We start from the raw sequence: 16,901 nt of genomic DNA, 5'->3' as shown, positions 1-16,901 counted from the left end.
AATCTATTTTATTGGGTTTATTTCAATTAAACTTTAACATTTTGTAAAGATTTTTGAATAGTTTATTTGACTAATATTGTAACACTAAATACTACTACTTTTGAATATACTTACTAAAATAATAACACTTTTTTTACTTACTTTTTCAACTGTAGTAATTTCTCAAAATAAAACAGAAGATTGTAATTGTTGCTCAAAAAACTATAAAGCATTCAATTTTTGGGAAGGAAATTGGAACGTATATAACCCAAAAGGAGAACTAATTGGGAGCAATAAAGTTAGAAAAATAAAACTTGGTTGTGGTTTGCAAGAAAATTGGATAGCCACCAATAATAAAAATACAGGAACCAGTTATAATTATTATGATAAAGCAGATAATTTATGGCATCAAGTTTGGATAAGTAATACTGGTAATATCATTAATTTAGAAGGAAACATAGACAAAAATGGAGTTATGGTACTTAAAAGCAAATTAGTAAAAAGCTCAAAAGGTAATTACTATAACCAGATTTCATGGAAAAAAAATAAAGATGGTTCTGTTACGCAACAATGGGATATTTTTAATGAAAAAGGAGAAAAAACAGCAAACGCCTTTAAAGGAATTTATAAAAAAAAGTTAAATTGAATGCCTAATCAAATTATTGGCATTATTTTAGTGAATTAAATAAAGCATTTAACATAAAAGGAATAGACAGATGATGATTAAAAAATTCAAAATTTTGATACCTATTTTATTAGTTTTTACACTATTATTTGGGTATAGCACAAAAGCAAACAATAATCCTAACGATAAGTTACTATTATCTATATTAAAATATGTATTAACCCAGGGACACTACCAGCCGAAGAAGTTAAATGATGAATTTTCTAGAAACGTCTACAAAAATTTTATCACAAGTTTAGACCCGTCTAAACACTATTTTTTACAATCAGATATAGATGAGTTTTCAAAATATAAAACAGACATTGATGACCAAATAAAAAATGAAGATTTAAGCTTTTTCTATTTAGTTTATAATCGTTTAACTCAAAGAATAAAGGAAGCAGAAAGTTATTATCCTGAAATTTTAGCCAAACCATTTGATTTCAATAAAAAAGAAATTTTAAATGTAGATTATGATAAAACGCCTTATGCTAAAAACAAAAGTGAATTAATTTCAATTTGGCGTAAACAACTTAAATTAAACACTTTATCTCGTTTATATGATAATCTTACCGCAGAAAATGATAAGCTAAAAGAAGATAAAACCTATAAGAAAAAATCTTTTGAAGAACTTGAAAAAGCTGCTCGATCAAAAACAAAAGAAAATATGAGCGACTTTTTTATAAGAATGCATGATATATCTTATCAAGATTGGTTTTCTACTTATTTAAATAGTATTGCAGAAGATTTTGATCCTCATACAACTTATTTTGACGCTAGTGTTAAAAAACAATTTGACATTTCAATGTCTGGTAAAATAGAAGGTATTGGCGCACGATTAATGAAGAAAAACGATTATACCAAAGTTAGCGAATTAATTTCTGGAGGTCCAGCTTGGAAAGAAGGAGAGCTTGAAGTTGGTGATATTATTTTAAAAGTAGCACAAGGAGATGGTGAACCAGTAGATATTGTTGGAATGCGTTTAGATGATGCTATTGAATATATTAAAGGTAAAAAAGGTACAGAAGTTAAGTTAACTGTAAAAAAACTAGACGGTTCCATTAAAGTAATTTCCATTATTAGAGACGTGGTTGAATTAGAGGATACTTTTGTAAAATCTAGCGTAGTTACTAAAGATAACAGAAAATTTGGCGTCATTAATTTACCTAAATTTTATATCGATTTTGACGAAAAGAATTTTAGAAATTCCGCTACCGATATGGCTAAAGAAATTGAACGATTAAAAAAGGAAAATGTTGAAGGTTTAGTGATTGATCTTAGAAATAATGGTGGAGGATCATTAAAAACTGCCATAGAAATTTCAGGATTATTTATTGGTAAAGGACCTGTTGTACAAGTAAAATATAGAGATAGAAATGCTAATGTTAAGGAAGATAAAAGTGCGAAAATAGCTTGGGATGGTCCATTAGTAATTTTAGTAAATGAATTGTCTGCCTCAGCCTCTGAAATTTTTACAGCTGCTATGCAAGATTATGGAAGAGCTGTTATAATCGGAAGTAAACAAACCTATGGAAAAGGTACCGTTCAAAGTTTATTAGACTTAAACAGATATGCAAATTCAAAACAAGATTTGGGAGCCTTAAAAATGACTATTCAAAAATTCTATAGAATTAATGGTGGTTCTACACAATTAGATGGTGTTCGTTCTGATATTATGTTACCAGATAAATTTACCTACTTAAAAATTGGGGAACGAGATTTAGAAAACCCATTACCTTTTGATAAAGTTCCTGCTGCTACCTATTCACTTTGGAATAATTATGAAAACTTTAGTGAAACTATAAATAATAGCAAAAAACGAATAGCAAATAATAATTATTTTAAACTTATAGATGAAAATGCGCATTGGCTGAAAAAAACTCAAGATGAAACTTCTGTATATTTAGATTATAAGGACTATAAAAATGAAATAAAAACAAACGAAAAGGAAGCAAAAAAATTCGATGCTATAAAAAATTACACTTCTAATTTAACTTATACATCTCCTTTATATGAAAAACCTTTATTAAAAAATAATAAAGATTTATCTGACAAAAGAAAAGCTTGGCATAGAAATTTAAAAAAGGACATTTACATGCAAGAAGCTATTAATGTTTTAGGTGAATTAAAATTAAAACCCGAATTACATTTGGTAAAAAATTAATACTTACTTTTACGTTTATAGTTATAATAAATTCAACTTTTGAAACGTAAAATTAACTCATTAACTTCATTAGCACTCCATAAGTTTAAAAAAAACAAAATTGGAGTGCTAAGTTTTTGGTTTATTGTTATATGTGGATTCATAGCCATATTTGCATATGTTTTAGCCCCAGATAATAGTAGCAATGCAAATCAGATGCATTTAGAAATTCACACAAAAAAACCAGGTTTTAAAGTGTTAATGCTTACTATTCCTTCTAATGAAGTAAGCAAACAATCTTTCTTCAATGCTTTTTTATTCGGAAAAAAAAGTCAGCAAACTGAAATTCCTATTACCAAATATAGTATTTCTAATAATCAGCTTACAGTACAAGTTTTTTCAGAAAATAATACCCAAAGTTTAACTAAAACTTATCCTATTTCTAAGTTCTCAAACAAAGACATCACAAAATTTATTAAAAGCAAAACATTTTATCTTGGAACGGATAAATACGGACGAGATTTATTAAGTAGAATGTTAATTGGAACCAGAATCTCCTTTTTTATAGGATTTATTGCTGTATTTATTTCTTTAGTAATTGGAATTTCTATGGGTGCAATTGCAGGATATTTTGGAGGAAAAATAGATGCTTTTATTATGTGGCTTATTAATATTACGTGGTCTATTCCAACCTTATTATTAGTAATCGCAATTACTTTAGCTTTAGGAAAAGGTTTTTGGCAAGTATTTATTGCTGTTGGACTTACAATGTGGGTTGAAGTAGCCAGAATAGTTAGGGGCCAAATATTAAGCATCAAAAAAATGCAATATATTGAAGCCGCAAAAGCATTAGGATTTTCTAACTTCAGAATTATTTTTAAACATATTTTACCGAATATTTTAGCTCCAATTATTGTTATTTCTGCTGCTAATTTTGCTGCAGCTATTTTAATTGAAAGCGGATTAAGTTTTTTAGGAATAGGAGCTCAACCTCCAACTCCATCTTGGGGAGCAATGATTAAAGACCATTATAATTATATTATTTTAGGAAAAGCTTATTTAGCAGTAATACCAGGCTTGGCAATTATGAGTTTAGTAATGGCTTTTATGCTTATTGGCAATGCTTTACGTGATGCTTTAGATGTTAAAAATTAAGCAATAAGATGTTTTTTTAAAATAACGGAGCAAAAGCAAATACATTTTTTTTGTATCTCTTATATTTGCCTTTTAATTTACAACTATGAATTTTAAAGTTACCTTTAATACAAAGTGGTCAGATTTTGATCCAAACAGACATATGCGTCATACTGCCTACAATGATTATGCTGCAGAAGTTAGAGTCCGTTTCTTTCAAAAACAAGGACTTTCTATAAATGAATTTGCAAAACTAAATATTGGTCCAATATTATTTAAAGAAGAAACATCTTTTCTTAGAGAGATTCATATTGGAGAAAACATTACGGTTAATATGACTTTAGAAGAAAGCTCAAAAGGTTTAGAACGCTGGAAATTTAGTCACCAAATTTTTAATGAAATAGGTAAACTTTCAGCAGAAGTAAAAGTATATGGAGCATGGATTGACTTACAAAAACGAAAATTAACTGGTTTGCCTAGTGCATATCAACATATTTTTTACGATTTACCTAAGTCAGAAAATTTTAAAGAAATTATATTAAACAAGTAATAATTAAAATTAATTTTAATTATTTAAAATCACTTCCCATTCGCCTGGTTTATTAATTACAAATTCAAAAATAACATCATAAGTTGATGTTTTAAGTTTATTATTTGTTGTATAATTTATTTTACATTTAAATGGAAAAGTAATATTTTCAAAACCAACATAATTAGGTGTTTCTATCCTATTTCCATTATTTCCATCAAGTCTTATATTTGTAATTCCAACATTTTTGTTTCCATTTTGTAAAAATTTAATCTTTACTTTATTAATTGTAGAATTATTAATTTCTAAAATATTTCTAAATGAATATCGATCAACACCTCTATTCCATTTTACAGAATAATCCGGGATTTTTATTTTACCTATATATTTTCCTTCTCTCCAAATACCAACTCTAACAGAATCTACACCATTTACTTTAAAGGTTAATTTTCCTTTACCATCCATTAATCCTTTTTTAAATTGCCCATTATAAACATTTCCGTTAGCAAAAGTTAGAATGCCTTTTCCATTTGGCAACCCCTTTTTAAAATTCCCTTTATATGTATTAATTCCTTTAGCAACTCCATTTCCATTTGCTAAACCTTTTTTACATTTACCTATATATTCTTTTTGTATCCCTTCCTTTAAAACTTTACAAGGTTTATTTTGTGCATTTAGAACTACAATTCCTCCTATTAAAAAAAAGGAAAGTAAACCAATAATTTTTATTTTCATAATATTGCTTATTTGTTCTTATAAAAATACAAAAAAGATATATAATCTAGTTAAAATTCAGTTAATAACTTATTTCAAATTATTTTTTCCGATTTTTACAGTTTAAATTTGAATTTTAAAAAACTATTATATGAATCTTACAAAACAACAATATTTTACTATTTGCTTTTTAATTTTTAATACAATATTATTTGCGCAACAAAGGCGTTATAATCAAAATTACGGAGGTCAACAAAATTATCAAAGAAATACATCAGCTCCTAAAAAGTTTACTGTTGAAAATATGGCAGGCATTTTAATGTATGACTATGATGAAGTTATTAAAAAAGTCAAAATAAAAGACGAATCGAAAAAGATAGTTGTTGAAAAGGCTATTACAAAATACAATAATAAGATTAATGAAATTAAAACTTTCAATTCTGATGTTTTTAGTAAAGTAAAAAGGTTTATTGAGCAAAAAACAGAAAGTTCTAAAACACCTAATGTAAATGATTTCAAAGAAGCACGATTAAAAATACTTGAACTATTAAAACCTATAGTAGACAAAGTCGACAAGCAACAAAAAATATTAAATCAATCTTTAGAAAAAGTCTTCTCTGAAAAACAAAATTCAAAATGGTTAAGATACGAAAGCATGAAAATTAAAGAAGTGAGACCTTCTTACAAAGCTAACAATTCAAATAAATCACATAAAAGAAAAGGTAAAAAAGCTTTATAAAAGGTGTTATTTGTACGCTATATAATAAAAAAAGCTTCTCAAAAATGAGAAGCTTTTTTAGTGCGGGCGGAGAGACTCGAACTCTCACACCTTGCGGCACTAGATCCTAAGTCTAGCGTGTCTACCAATTCCACCACGCCCGCTTATTAATTGCAGATGCAAATATACACAATACTTATTATTTGCAAAGCACTTGTTAATTTTTTTTATACTATATATTTCGAATAATAATTGCTACTTTTGAACCTATAAAATACTTCATTCATGAAAAATTTAAAATCCTATATTTCTCAAAACAAAGAACAACTACTTAATGAATTAATTGAATTACTTAAAATACCTTCAATAAGTGCTGATTCTGAATATAAACCTGCAATTTTAAAAACTGCTGAAGCAGTAGAAAAAGCATTACAAAATGCTGGTTGCTCTAAAGTTGAAATTTGTGAAACACCTGGAAATCCAATTGTATATGGTGAAAAAATTATAGATGCTAATTTACCAACTATTTTAGTATATGGCCACTACGATGTACAACCTGCTGATCCAATTGAGCTTTGGGATTCACCTCCTTTTGAGCCAGTAATTAAAAAAACAGAAATTCATCCTGAAGGCGCTATTTTTGGACGTGGTTCTTGTGATGATAAAGGTCAAATGTTTATGCACGTAAAAGCATTAGAATATATGACTAAAAACAACAATTTACCTTGTAATGTAAAATTTATGATTGAAGGTGAAGAAGAAGTAGGCTCTACTAGTTTAGGGTGGTTTGTAAAACGAAATCAAGAAAAATTAGCCAACGATATTATATTAATTTCTGATACAGGCATGATCTCTAACACACAACCTTCTATAACTACTGGTTTACGTGGTTTAAGTTACGTTGAAGTAGAAGTTACTGGCCCAAATAGAGATTTACATTCAGGTTTATATGGAGGAGCTGTTGCTAATCCTATCAATATTTTAACAAAAATGATTGCTTCTTTACACGATGAAAACAATCACATAACTATACCTGGTTTTTACGATAAAGTAGAAGAATTATCTGCTAAGGAAAGAGCAGAAATGGCCAAAGCACCTTTTTCATTAGAAGCGTACAAAAAATCATTAGATATAAAAGATGTTTATGGTGAAACTGGCTACACAACTAACGAACGTAATTCTATTAGACCAACTTTAGATGTAAACGGAATTTGGGGAGGATATACAGGCGAAGGAGCTAAAACAGTTATAGCAAGTAAAGCTTACGCAAAAATTTCTATGCGCTTAGTTCCAAATCAAGATTGGCAAGAAATAACAAAATTATTTAAATCTCACTTTGAAAGTATTGCTCCAAAATCCGTAACCGTTAAAGTTACAGAACATCATGGAGGACAAGGTTATGTTACACCAATTGATACTGTTGCGTACCAAGCTGCAAGCAAAGCATATACAGAAACTTTTGGAGTTAAACCAATTCCACAACGTTCAGGTGGAAGTATTCCAATTGTTGCCTTGTTTGAAGATGAGCTAAAAAGTAAATCTATTTTAATGGGATTTGGTTTAGATAGTGACGCTATTCATTCACCAAACGAACATTTTGGTGTCTTCAATTATTTAAAAGGAATTGAAACTATTCCTTTATTTTACAAGTATTACACCGAAATGAATAAGTAAATTAAATTTACTTTTTTGACGTTATAAAATAATTTTCCTTTTTTTGTAATTATTAACTAACTAAAATAATTATGAAAAAAGGAATTTTTCTATTACTATTCACCCTTATAACCATTTCAATTAATGCTCAAAAGTCTTATTGGAAATTAAAATTTAATAATGGAACATACTATTTAGCATTATTTAAAAGTCATGCAAAGTTTGGTCCCCATATAAGAACTTATTTCACAGGAGATGATAGAGCAACATTATATGCAGTAAAATATTACCCAAGTTCTCGAAAGTATAAAGTTCAAACAAAAAATGGCTGGTCTAATAAAAATTACTTATATATTGGACAAAATGGTAAATTAAAATTTATTAGAACAAAAGGAACTATTGAGCTTAAAAGAATTAACAGATCAGATATTCCTAGTTATATTAGAAACAATACTTATTATCCAAGAAAATATATAAGAGATTATTAGTAGGGAACAATTAATTGTTATTTCCTTTTTTTTTAAATTTTCTTAACGTATTTTGTAATAATCACAATTTGTGTTGGCCCAACTTTACCTTCAATGTATTCTGCATTTTCTGGATCTAATGAAATTCTTCTAACTGCAGTACCTTGTTTAGCAACCATACTTGAACCTTTTACTTTTAAATCTTTTATTAAAACTACTGAATCACCAGCTTGTAAAATTACTCCATTTACATCTCTATGAATTACTTTATCTTCTGGAGCTTCTCCTTCTCCTGTAGCTTTTGCCCACTGTAAATTTTCATCATCTAAATACATCATATCCAATAAATCTTGAGGCCAGCCTTCATCACGTAAACGAGTTAGCATCCTCCAAGCAACTACCTGTACTGCAGCAACTTCACTCCACATGCTATCATTTAAACATCTCCAATGGTTTGCATCCATATTATCAGGATTTTCAATTTGGTCTATACAGGTTTCACATGCATAAATACTATCATCTACTGTTCCATTTGATGTTGGTGGAATTTTATATTGTTTTAAGTTTTCGGTTGAAGCACATAATTCGCATGTATTTCCGCTTCTTGCTTCTAATTTTTTTAATATACTCATCCTTTATTTTTATAAGGACGCAAAAATACATTTTATTTTATAAATAGCTAATTAGCTGATTTTTTAAGTACAAAAAAGTAACTTTAAATAAGTCTTTTTTCAATGTATTTTGAATTCATAATTCGCAAAGCTCCCATATATTTCATTTTAAATGAAACCACATCTCCTACTTTATATTTTCTTCTGGTTTCGTTTAAATCGATTACTAGCATATCGCTACTTGCACCAATAAAAGTAATTCTTTTGTCGGTTGGAATTAAAAAATCTGTATTTGAAATATCTAAAAGTCCAATATCTAAAATACCTCTTTTATGAACAGTTCCGTAATCTTCAGGATTTATTTCTAGCATTTCTCCAGAAGGATTTTCTTCAATATCGCCATATGGAACAACCGGCTTTTCTGTGATTTCTATAATTTCAGAGTGTAATAAAAAAACATCATCCTTCATTTTTGGAATTGTTTTATTGGAAAATAAATCTACTCCAAAAAATAAAGTTTCTCCAATTCTAAAATGATTAACTCCTTTAGGAACTTGCTTTTTTAATAAAAGAGGAATCATAACTGAAGAACCGCCTGAAACTCCTTCAATTTTTTGACCAAATTTAGCTTCAATTAGTTGTTCATATAAACTTAACTGAATCAATTTATCTTTACTTGGCATAATGCCACTTAAGCAGTTTAAATTTGCCCCAATACCAACTACTTTAATATTTGGAAGTTGAAATATCTTTTTATAAAATTCTATTAAATGCTCCCCTAGAATTCCTTCTCGTAAATCACCTAACTCTATCATAATAATTACACGGTGAATTTTATCTTGTTTACGAGCTTCTTCAGCTAACCATTTAATGGTTGTAAATTCTGTATTAAAACTAACATCAGCATATTTCACCACATTTGCAATACTTCTTTTTGCTGGTGGCTTTATATAAATGGTTTCAACATTTGGATCTATAGATTTAATTACTTTTAAGTTTGTTAATCTAGCATCACAAACCTGTTCGTTACCTAATGATAAAACATATTCTAAGTACTTTTTATTACCACAAAGCAATTTCAATACAGGAGCCCAATCAATATTATTTTTATAAAATAAATTTTGAAGATAGCTGTAATTAATTGCTAGTGATTTTTTATTTAAAGTTATATATGCCATATTACTATTTTTTAACTGCTACAAAAACAATTGATGAAAATAAAATACCTATTAATATTGGATCAAAACCATAAGGTATTTTAACTTTAAGAAACGTTAAAATCAGTGTTGTAAACCCTCCTACTAACATTGACCATAGTGCTGCTTTTGGTTTTTTCTTTTTATGAAAAAGAATTCCTAAAACAGGAACTAATAAGCCTGACACCATAAACGAGTATGATAATAGCATAAGACCTAACACGCTTTGCATGGTAGTGGCTAATAAGATTGCTGAAGCTCCAACTACTAACGTAATAATTTGAGAATATTTAATAGTATTAGGACTCAAATCCTTTAATCCTAATATATCTGTCACAAAATTACCAGATGCCGCTAATAAACAACTATCTGCAGTAGACATAATAGCCGAAAAATACGCTGACAACATAACTCCCATTAAACCTGCAGGTAAAACATGTTTTAAAAGTAGAGGCATTCCTATTTCAGGATCTAGGCTTGTTGCATCTGCATATCCATCTGCAATAAAAACACCTTTAGTTGCAGCAACTCTAGCAAGTAACCCTAAAACAACTCCCATAAAAGCCATAATTGGATACTCAAATATTCCAGCAATAAACCATGCTTTTTTTGCAGTTTCTTCATTTTTACATGAATATATTCTTTGATATAATGTCATTCCAACAAACCAAATAGGAACAATAATTACAAACCAATTAATAAGCTGTATCCATGAAAAATTTGTTAGCGAAAAAAACTTATCAGGAAGCACTTTTATAATAGCATCATAACCTCCTAAATAAAAATATGAAATTGGAATTCCGACAAATATTAGTCCTAACATTAATACAATCCACTGAAAAGTATCCGTGTAAATTACTGCTTTCATACCTCCAAAAGCGGTATAGAGTAAAGCAACAACTCCCATTATTACTAATGCCTCTATTAAACTTAAAGACGGAAAAGTACTTACGGCTAATTTTGCACCAGCTAAAAGTTGTGAAGATGTAAAACCTAAGTATCCAATAAAAGAAATAATACCAGCCACTAATGCAACTACTGGCCCATAGTTATGCTTTAAAAATTCTGGAAAAGTTAAAAAATGGTACTTTTGACCACTTTTAACTACTCTTGGAATTAGAAACACCGCACTGAGCCAAGCTCCAATTATACCTGTGAATAACATCCAAGATCCTGAAATACCCATTACAAATCCAAGTCCTCCAAGTCCAATTGAAAATCCTCCTCCAACATCTGTTGCTACAACGGATAGTCCAACATGTAAACTACTCATTTTTCCACCGCCTATGTAATAATCTTTAACATCCTTGTTCTTTCTAAAATAGTAAAAACCTATTCCTAAAACAGCAAGCATGTATACAAAAAAAACTATGACATCTAAAATATTCATAAACTATTAGGATTGTTTTTTATATCTCATTTCAAGATATTTGTTTTCAAACCCTAGTTTTTCATATAAAAATTTAGCAGGATTATTTGGTTCAACATGTAAAGCCATATCGCCATCAGACAACTCCAAAGCTCTTTTCATTATTTTTTTACCAACTCCTTGCCCTCTAGCACTATTATGAACAGCAATGTAAACAAGTATGTTTTCAGGAATATAACCTGACATTCCTGTTTTATTTACTATAGTAATTCCTTTAATTTGGTCATCCTCTGTAAGAATTAAAACAAAGCCTCCCATAGAATTTGGACTCTCTTTAATTGCAAAGTCTAAACATTTTCTAATATCTTCAGGTTCATCTCCATATTCTTCTAAATGTTGATGTAAAAAATTTACAATTACATCCTTTTCTTTTTCTGAAGGTTTTAATGTTTCATTAAAAATTTTAAAAGTCATTTGTTGTGTTTTGGTTATTTATCCTGTTGATCTTGTAAATATTGTTTGTATGTGGCTTTTTGTACCTTTTTTCTCCTTCTAACTGATTTTTTTGTGTATTGTTTTTGATCTCTTAAACGCTGAATTAATTTTGTGTCTTTTGTTTTTTTCCTATACCGTTTTAATGCTCTATCAATTTTTTCTCCTTCTTTAACGTTTATTATTAACATATAATTATTTTAATATTTGCTGCAAAGGTAAAAAATAGTTTCTATAGAAACAATATTAAAAGAACAATAAATCAGAATGAAATAATACTAATATAGTAAACTAAAAGCATTAACTATATTATTTATTAGATAAATTAATTAATTTAGAAATTAATTTCTATAGAAATTAATTAATTAAATAGGAAGAGTTTTGTTTATTTCTTTTGTTGAGTATTTGTAGGAAATTCTTCCATAGTAACAATTGGAAAAGCTCCAATTTCATTAACTTCCATAAGCTCTATTAACAAATCAACACCTTCATTAATAGTATTTATTTTTTCAGGTGGAAGAGACTTAAGCTTTTTAGTTAATTTCTGTTGAAAAGTGATAGGTGCATTTTGCAGTAATTTCATACCTCTATCTGTTAATGATATTAATGTAACTCTTTTATCTGCCTCCTTTGGAAGTTTGGCTATAAAACCTTTTTTTTCTAACCTAACTATAATCCCCGAAATTGTACTAGCATTTAAATTTAAAAATTCCTTTAACTTTGAAGCATTAGTTTTATAATCCTTTTGCTCCGCTAAATATTGCAAACATAATAATTGAGGAATGCTAACGCCTTGTTCTTTTTCAACACGTTTACTTTCCAAATTTACGGAACGTACTATTTTTCTAAGTTTTATTAAAATATCAACAAATGTCATTTTGCAAAATTAAGTAAAAATTGTTAAGCAATTTTGAATACTAATCTAGTACTATATTTTAAGAATTAATTTTTTTATTAGATATCTCACCATTAATGGAACGAGAAATGTTTAATGGATTTTCATTTTTTAATGCATCTGGCAATAAATTATTTGGCCAATTTTGAAAACTAATCGGGCGTACCCAACGTATAATAGACAAAGTTCCAACAGCTGTAAACCTACTATCTGTTGATGCAGGATAAGGCCCTCCATGTTGCATAGCTTCACATACCTCAACGCCTGTTGGAACTCCATTAAATATTATTCTCCCTACTCTATTTTTAAGAGCATCAACTATCTTTTTAAATTTTAAAACCTCATCTGAATTACTTATAATGGTTCCTGTTAATTGCCCTTCTAATTTAGAAATAATTTCTTCTAACTGATTTTCATTTTCGCATTGCACTATTAAAGTAAATGGACCAAACACCTCGTGATGTAAATTAGGATTTTTTAAAAATTGCTCTCCATCAACTGTTAATACTGATGGTCTTCCAAAATTTTGAACGTTATTATTTGAATCTTTAGTAACAACATCTACTCCTTTTTGTACTGATGCAGCTTCTTTTTTAGTCTCAAAAGACTTATAAATAGTTGGATGCAACATACATGTCGGTTCTCTTTTGGCAATTTTTTTAGCTAAAACTTCAATAAAATTATTTAATTCTGGACTTTTAATTCCAATCATTAATCCTGGATTTGTACAAAACTGACCACTTCCTAAAGTAACTGAATCCGCATACATATCCGACCACTCTTCATAACTGTTTTGTAATGCTTTTGGCAATAAAATAACAGGATTTACACTTCCCATTTCTGCAAAAACAGGAATTGGTTCGGGGCGTTGACTTGCTAAATTAAATAAAGCTCTACCTCCTTGTACACTTCCTGTAAAACCTACCGCTTTAATTTGAGGATGCTTAACTAAAATGGTTCCTACTTCAATACCACTACTGTTTAAATTCGAAAAAACTCCGTTTGGCATTCCTGTTATTTCAGCTGCTTTAATAATAGCTTTAGCAACTAATTCACCTGTACCTGCATGCATTGGATGTGATTTAACAATAACTGGGCAACCAGCAGCCAAAGCTGCTGCTGTATCACCTCCTGCAGTTGAATATGCCAATGGAAAATTACTAGCACCAAATACTACTATTGGACCTAAAGGAATTAACATTTTTCGCAAATCTACTTTTGGAATTGGTTTTCTTTCTACATCAGCAGTTTCAATAATAGCTTTTACCCAAGAGCCTTCTTTTACTAAATTTGCAAAAGATTTTAGTTGAAAAATGGTTCTGCCTCTTTCTGAGATTGCTCTTTCTTTGGTTAATCCAGATTCTTTACAATATATTTCGATAAGCGCATCATCTAATTTTAAAATTTGATTGGCTATTTCATTTAAAAAAGCACTTTTTTTATTTCCTGAAATTTCTCTATATTCTTTAAAAGCTTCATTTGCTAAAGAAACCGCAACTTCAATTTCAGATTTTGATGCTTCAACAAAAACATATTCATTTTCAATATTTTCTTTTGGATTAAACGTTTTAAATGTTTTTAAACCAGTTGCACTTAATACATTTCCAATAAAATTTTTTCCTGTAATCATATTTAATGTGTTTTAAAAGCCCAGTTCTCGTTGCTTCTTTTTAGGCATTCCTTTTATTACTAAATCATAGGAATGATCTATTAATTCTTTTATTAATTTATTTGGCACGTTACTTTCAATAACTATAGTGTTCCAGTTTTTTTTATTCATATGAAAACCTTCAATAATATCAAAATATTCTTCTCTCAAAGCGATTGCTCTTTCTGGATCGCATTTTAAATTCACAGTGGATGGATAACGCTCCAAACCTGATAAAGCAAACATTTTACCTGCAACTTTAAACACTAAAGTTTTCTCATCAAATGGAAAACATTCAGTAACGTATTTTTTAGATAAGCAATACTCTCTAAACTCTTCAATATTCATATCAATTCAATTTTTCCGATTCTTTATTATCTAAACTGAAATTAGTATAATTTAGCTTCCAACCTGAGGTTTCTATTAATTTTTCAATCATTAAAATTGTATCAAAAGCTTCTTTTTTTGCGGTAATAAGCAAACCACTTTCAGGTATTTTATTTATTATGAATTTTTTAGATGCTTGATTTAATTCGGTTAAGTCTTTTGCATCAAATTTATTGAAAAGACCATCTTTTTTATCGTAATATTTTACATCTGTTTCCACAGTTAAAATTTTAGGTTCTGGAAAATGAGTTAACACAATTTCTTGTCTATCATTATTAGCTTCTAACTTAATTTGTGATAGATCGAAACCAATATGAACTGTTGCATTAATTAATAGAATTGCCTTCTTTTTACTAGCAATCATATTTAAAAATCGATTTTTAGTATCTTCATAATGATAAATCTCAGCAAAATCGCCTTCAACAGTAATTAGTTTGCAAACACTTTTAATTTTTTCAATTAAAATTACAGCCTGAGATTCAATTTTGTTTACATTACTTTTTTTCTGATAAAAGGACATTCCCCAATAGGTAAGTAAAGTACCAAGTATAATTCCTAAAAATATTTCCATAATTTAAAATTACTAAATTATTTGGTTTTAAGGCATAAAAAAAGCAGCTAATAAGCTGCTTAAATTAGGGTAAAACAATTATTGTATTAATTGTTTAAAACGGTTTTTAAATTTGGAATTACATTAAATACTGGAGGTTCTGCTAAATGACGTTTTACAGGACATTGAGCTACTACTTTTTTCATAGTTTCCTTGTACTTTTCTGGAAAACTTTCAGGTAGATCTATTATCATATCAATAGTTTTTACCATATTCGTCATTTGGTCATACTCCATTCTTTGTGTTAAACTTACGCCTTCTAAGGTCATTCCTCTTTGTTGCAAAAAGGCTCTTACATAAACTGCCGAACACATACCTGCAGTTGCTAAAAATATTAAAAAAGGTGATTCGTTCATGGTAATTTCATTACCATTCATAGAAGGAACTATTCTACCGCTTTTGTCAAAATTTATTTTTAAATCCATAATTATTTAATTTTATAGTACAAAATTATCACAACTTTTAAAGCCTATATGTAACTATAACTACATTGTAATTAAGTATTTATTATAAACAAACTTGAAGCAATTCCGTCGGCTAAAAATTTACCTTTTTTGGTTGTTACTAATGTTTTTGAATTATTAACCGAAATAATTTCTAGTGAATTATTTTTAATGAATTTTTGTGCATTTTTAAGTAATTCCTCTGTATAAATCTTTCCAAAATCATTTTTTATTTTTTCTAATGAAACTCCCCAAATTGTTCGTAAACCAGTCATAACGTATTCATTAAACTGATTTTCTTTAGTTAAAATTTCATATTCTATAGGTAAATTATTTTCCGAAATAGCTTTAATATATTTTGCATTATTAGTTACATTCCACCCTCGTTTTATACCATTATAGGAATGAGCCGAGGGACCAATTCCTATATACTTTTCTCCTTTCCAATAAGATATATTATGTTTTGAAAAATAATCTGGCTTACCAAAATTAGAGATTTCATAATGTACAAATCCTTGTTTTTCTGTTTCATTTACCAAAATATTGAAATGCTGCAATGCCAAATCTTCATCAAGAGGAGGAATTTCACCTTTTTTTATTAAATGATTTAGCGCCGTTTTCTCTTCAACAGTTAAAGCGTAGCTAGAAATATGAGGCACTCCAAAATCAAATGCTTTTTGCAAATTTAATTGCCATTTCTCAGCACTCATTTCTGGTATTCCGTAAATTAAATCTATGGTAATATTATCAAAATATTTACGAGCTTCCGTCAAACATTTTTCAGATTCATTAGCTGTATGTGCTCTATTCATAAATTTTAAATCTTCTTCAAAAAAAGATTGAATACCAATACTTAACCGGTTAACAGGAAGTTTTGCTAGTTCTTTAATTTTTTCACTGGTTAAATCGTCTGGGTTTGCTTCTAACGTAATTTCAGCATTTTCAACTATATTGTAATTGACGTAAATCACCTTAAAAAGTGTTTCCAATTCTTTAAATGTTAAAATAGATGGAGTTCCTCCGCCAAAATAAATAGTCTCAATTTTTTCACCTATAAGTTCCTTTTTACGTAATACTAATTCTTGTTTAATAGCTTGTAACATTTCTTCTTTTCTTTTTAAAGATGTAGAAAAATGAAAATCGCAATACAAACAAGCTTGTTTGCAAAATGGTATGTGAATATAAATGCCTGCCAATTTGTTTAATTTTGATTTGCTAAATGTACGGCTTTATCAAAAAACACAAAACG

General features: G+C 28.6%; 19 protein-coding genes and 1 tRNA gene. 7 read left to right on the top strand and 13 right to left on the bottom strand.

Features of this window, described 5'->3' with window-relative positions; all coding sequences use genetic code 11:
• The first annotated feature begins 100 nt into the window (after nucleotides 1-100).
• The 4 genes from R3342_RS05245 (at nucleotide 101) to R3342_RS05230 (ending at nucleotide 4,470) form a co-directional block, all read left to right on the top strand.
• Complete coding sequence (locus R3342_RS05245) at nucleotides 101-625, top strand: hypothetical protein (protein ID WP_318938673.1); 525 nt, start codon at nucleotides 101-103, stop codon at nucleotides 623-625.
• Nucleotides 626-698: 73 nt separating this feature from the next.
• A complete protein-coding gene (locus R3342_RS05240) occupies nucleotides 699-2,807 on the top strand; it encodes a carboxy terminal-processing peptidase (RefSeq protein ID WP_318938878.1) in 2,109 nt (702 codons plus the stop codon).
• 39 nt (nucleotides 2,808-2,846) lie between these two features.
• The gene (locus R3342_RS05235; RefSeq protein WP_318938671.1) at nucleotides 2,847-3,941 is read left to right on the top strand and encodes an ABC transporter permease; all 1,095 of its coding nucleotides are present in this window, start codon (nucleotides 2,847-2,849) and stop codon (nucleotides 3,939-3,941) included.
• A gap of 85 nt (nucleotides 3,942-4,026) precedes the next feature.
• Nucleotides 4,027-4,470 carry a thioesterase family protein gene (locus tag R3342_RS05230; protein WP_318938669.1) on the top strand — a complete coding sequence of 148 codons (444 nt, stop codon included), beginning with the start codon at nucleotides 4,027-4,029 and terminating at the stop codon, nucleotides 4,468-4,470.
• Nucleotides 4,471-4,485: 15 nt separating this feature from the next.
• On the opposite strand, the gene R3342_RS05225 is transcribed toward R3342_RS05230, so the two are convergent.
• A complete protein-coding gene (locus tag R3342_RS05225; RefSeq protein ID WP_318938668.1) occupies nucleotides 4,486-5,184 on the bottom strand; it encodes a hypothetical protein in 699 nt (232 codons plus the stop codon).
• Nucleotides 5,185-5,314: 130 nt separating this feature from the next.
• On the opposite strand from R3342_RS05225, the gene R3342_RS05220 reads away from it, so the two are divergent.
• Complete coding sequence (locus R3342_RS05220; protein ID WP_318938667.1) at nucleotides 5,315-5,902, top strand: hypothetical protein; 588 nt, start codon at nucleotides 5,315-5,317, stop codon at nucleotides 5,900-5,902.
• 61 nt (nucleotides 5,903-5,963) lie between these two features.
• On the opposite strand, the gene R3342_RS05215 is transcribed toward R3342_RS05220, so the two are convergent.
• Nucleotides 5,964-6,045: transfer RNA gene (locus R3342_RS05215), tRNA-Leu, on the bottom strand.
• 121 nt (nucleotides 6,046-6,166) lie between these two features.
• Between R3342_RS05215 and R3342_RS05210 the strand changes: the two genes are divergently transcribed.
• Entirely contained in the window at nucleotides 6,167-7,555 is a 1,389-nt protein-coding gene (locus R3342_RS05210) for a dipeptidase (RefSeq protein ID WP_318938666.1), read from the top strand.
• 71 nt (nucleotides 7,556-7,626) lie between these two features.
• Nucleotides 7,627-8,022 carry a hypothetical protein gene (locus tag R3342_RS05205; RefSeq protein ID WP_318938665.1) on the top strand — a complete coding sequence of 132 codons (396 nt, stop codon included), beginning with the start codon at nucleotides 7,627-7,629 and terminating at the stop codon, nucleotides 8,020-8,022.
• A 32-nt stretch (nucleotides 8,023-8,054) separates the two neighbouring features.
• On the opposite strand, the gene R3342_RS05200 is transcribed toward R3342_RS05205, so the two are convergent.
• The 11 genes from R3342_RS05200 to hemW form a co-directional block, all read right to left on the bottom strand.
• Nucleotides 8,055-8,633 carry a PhnA domain-containing protein gene (locus tag R3342_RS05200; protein WP_318938663.1) on the bottom strand — a complete coding sequence of 193 codons (579 nt, stop codon included), beginning with the start codon at nucleotides 8,631-8,633 and terminating at the stop codon, nucleotides 8,055-8,057.
• Between the two features lie 83 nt (nucleotides 8,634-8,716).
• Entirely contained in the window at nucleotides 8,717-9,790 is a 1,074-nt protein-coding gene (locus tag R3342_RS05195) for an alanine/ornithine racemase family PLP-dependent enzyme (RefSeq protein WP_318938661.1), read from the bottom strand.
• A gap of 4 nt (nucleotides 9,791-9,794) precedes the next feature.
• Complete coding sequence (locus tag R3342_RS05190) at nucleotides 9,795-11,198, bottom strand: sodium:solute symporter family protein (RefSeq protein ID WP_318938659.1); 1,404 nt, start codon at nucleotides 11,196-11,198, stop codon at nucleotides 9,795-9,797.
• Nucleotides 11,199-11,204: 6 nt separating this feature from the next.
• Nucleotides 11,205-11,651 carry a GNAT family N-acetyltransferase gene (locus tag R3342_RS05185; protein ID WP_318938657.1) on the bottom strand — a complete coding sequence of 149 codons (447 nt, stop codon included), beginning with the start codon at nucleotides 11,649-11,651 and terminating at the stop codon, nucleotides 11,205-11,207.
• 14 nt (nucleotides 11,652-11,665) lie between these two features.
• Nucleotides 11,666-11,860, bottom strand: coding sequence for a 30S ribosomal protein S21 (rpsU, locus tag R3342_RS05180; protein WP_318938655.1), 195 nt, complete (start codon nucleotides 11,858-11,860; stop codon nucleotides 11,666-11,668).
• Between the two features lie 194 nt (nucleotides 11,861-12,054).
• Nucleotides 12,055-12,546: a MarR family winged helix-turn-helix transcriptional regulator gene (locus tag R3342_RS05175; RefSeq protein ID WP_318938653.1), complete on the bottom strand. Its 492-nt coding sequence runs from the start codon at nucleotides 12,544-12,546 to the stop codon at nucleotides 12,055-12,057.
• Between the two features lie 58 nt (nucleotides 12,547-12,604).
• Nucleotides 12,605-14,194: an aldehyde dehydrogenase (NADP(+)) gene (locus R3342_RS05170; RefSeq protein WP_318938652.1), complete on the bottom strand. Its 1,590-nt coding sequence runs from the start codon at nucleotides 14,192-14,194 to the stop codon at nucleotides 12,605-12,607.
• 12 nt (nucleotides 14,195-14,206) lie between these two features.
• Complete coding sequence (locus R3342_RS05165) at nucleotides 14,207-14,560, bottom strand: MmcQ/YjbR family DNA-binding protein (RefSeq protein ID WP_318938650.1); 354 nt, start codon at nucleotides 14,558-14,560, stop codon at nucleotides 14,207-14,209.
• A 1-nt stretch (nucleotide 14,561) separates the two neighbouring features.
• The gene (locus R3342_RS05160; protein ID WP_318938648.1) at nucleotides 14,562-15,170 is read right to left on the bottom strand and encodes a DUF4230 domain-containing protein; all 609 of its coding nucleotides are present in this window, start codon (nucleotides 15,168-15,170) and stop codon (nucleotides 14,562-14,564) included.
• Between the two features lie 86 nt (nucleotides 15,171-15,256).
• The gene (locus R3342_RS05155) at nucleotides 15,257-15,634 is read right to left on the bottom strand and encodes an OsmC family protein (protein WP_318938646.1); all 378 of its coding nucleotides are present in this window, start codon (nucleotides 15,632-15,634) and stop codon (nucleotides 15,257-15,259) included.
• 71 nt (nucleotides 15,635-15,705) lie between these two features.
• Complete coding sequence (gene hemW / locus R3342_RS05150) at nucleotides 15,706-16,848, bottom strand: radical SAM family heme chaperone HemW (protein ID WP_318938644.1); 1,143 nt, start codon at nucleotides 16,846-16,848, stop codon at nucleotides 15,706-15,708.
• Nucleotides 16,849-16,901: the final 53 nt, after the last annotated feature.

The sequence above is a fragment of the Lutibacter sp. genome (genome assembly GCF_033723435.1).
Classification (GTDB): Bacteria; Bacteroidota; Bacteroidia; order Flavobacteriales; family Flavobacteriaceae; genus Lutibacter.
Note: the sequence above shows the minus strand (reverse complement) of the source record. Positions and strands in the feature narration are given on the sequence as shown.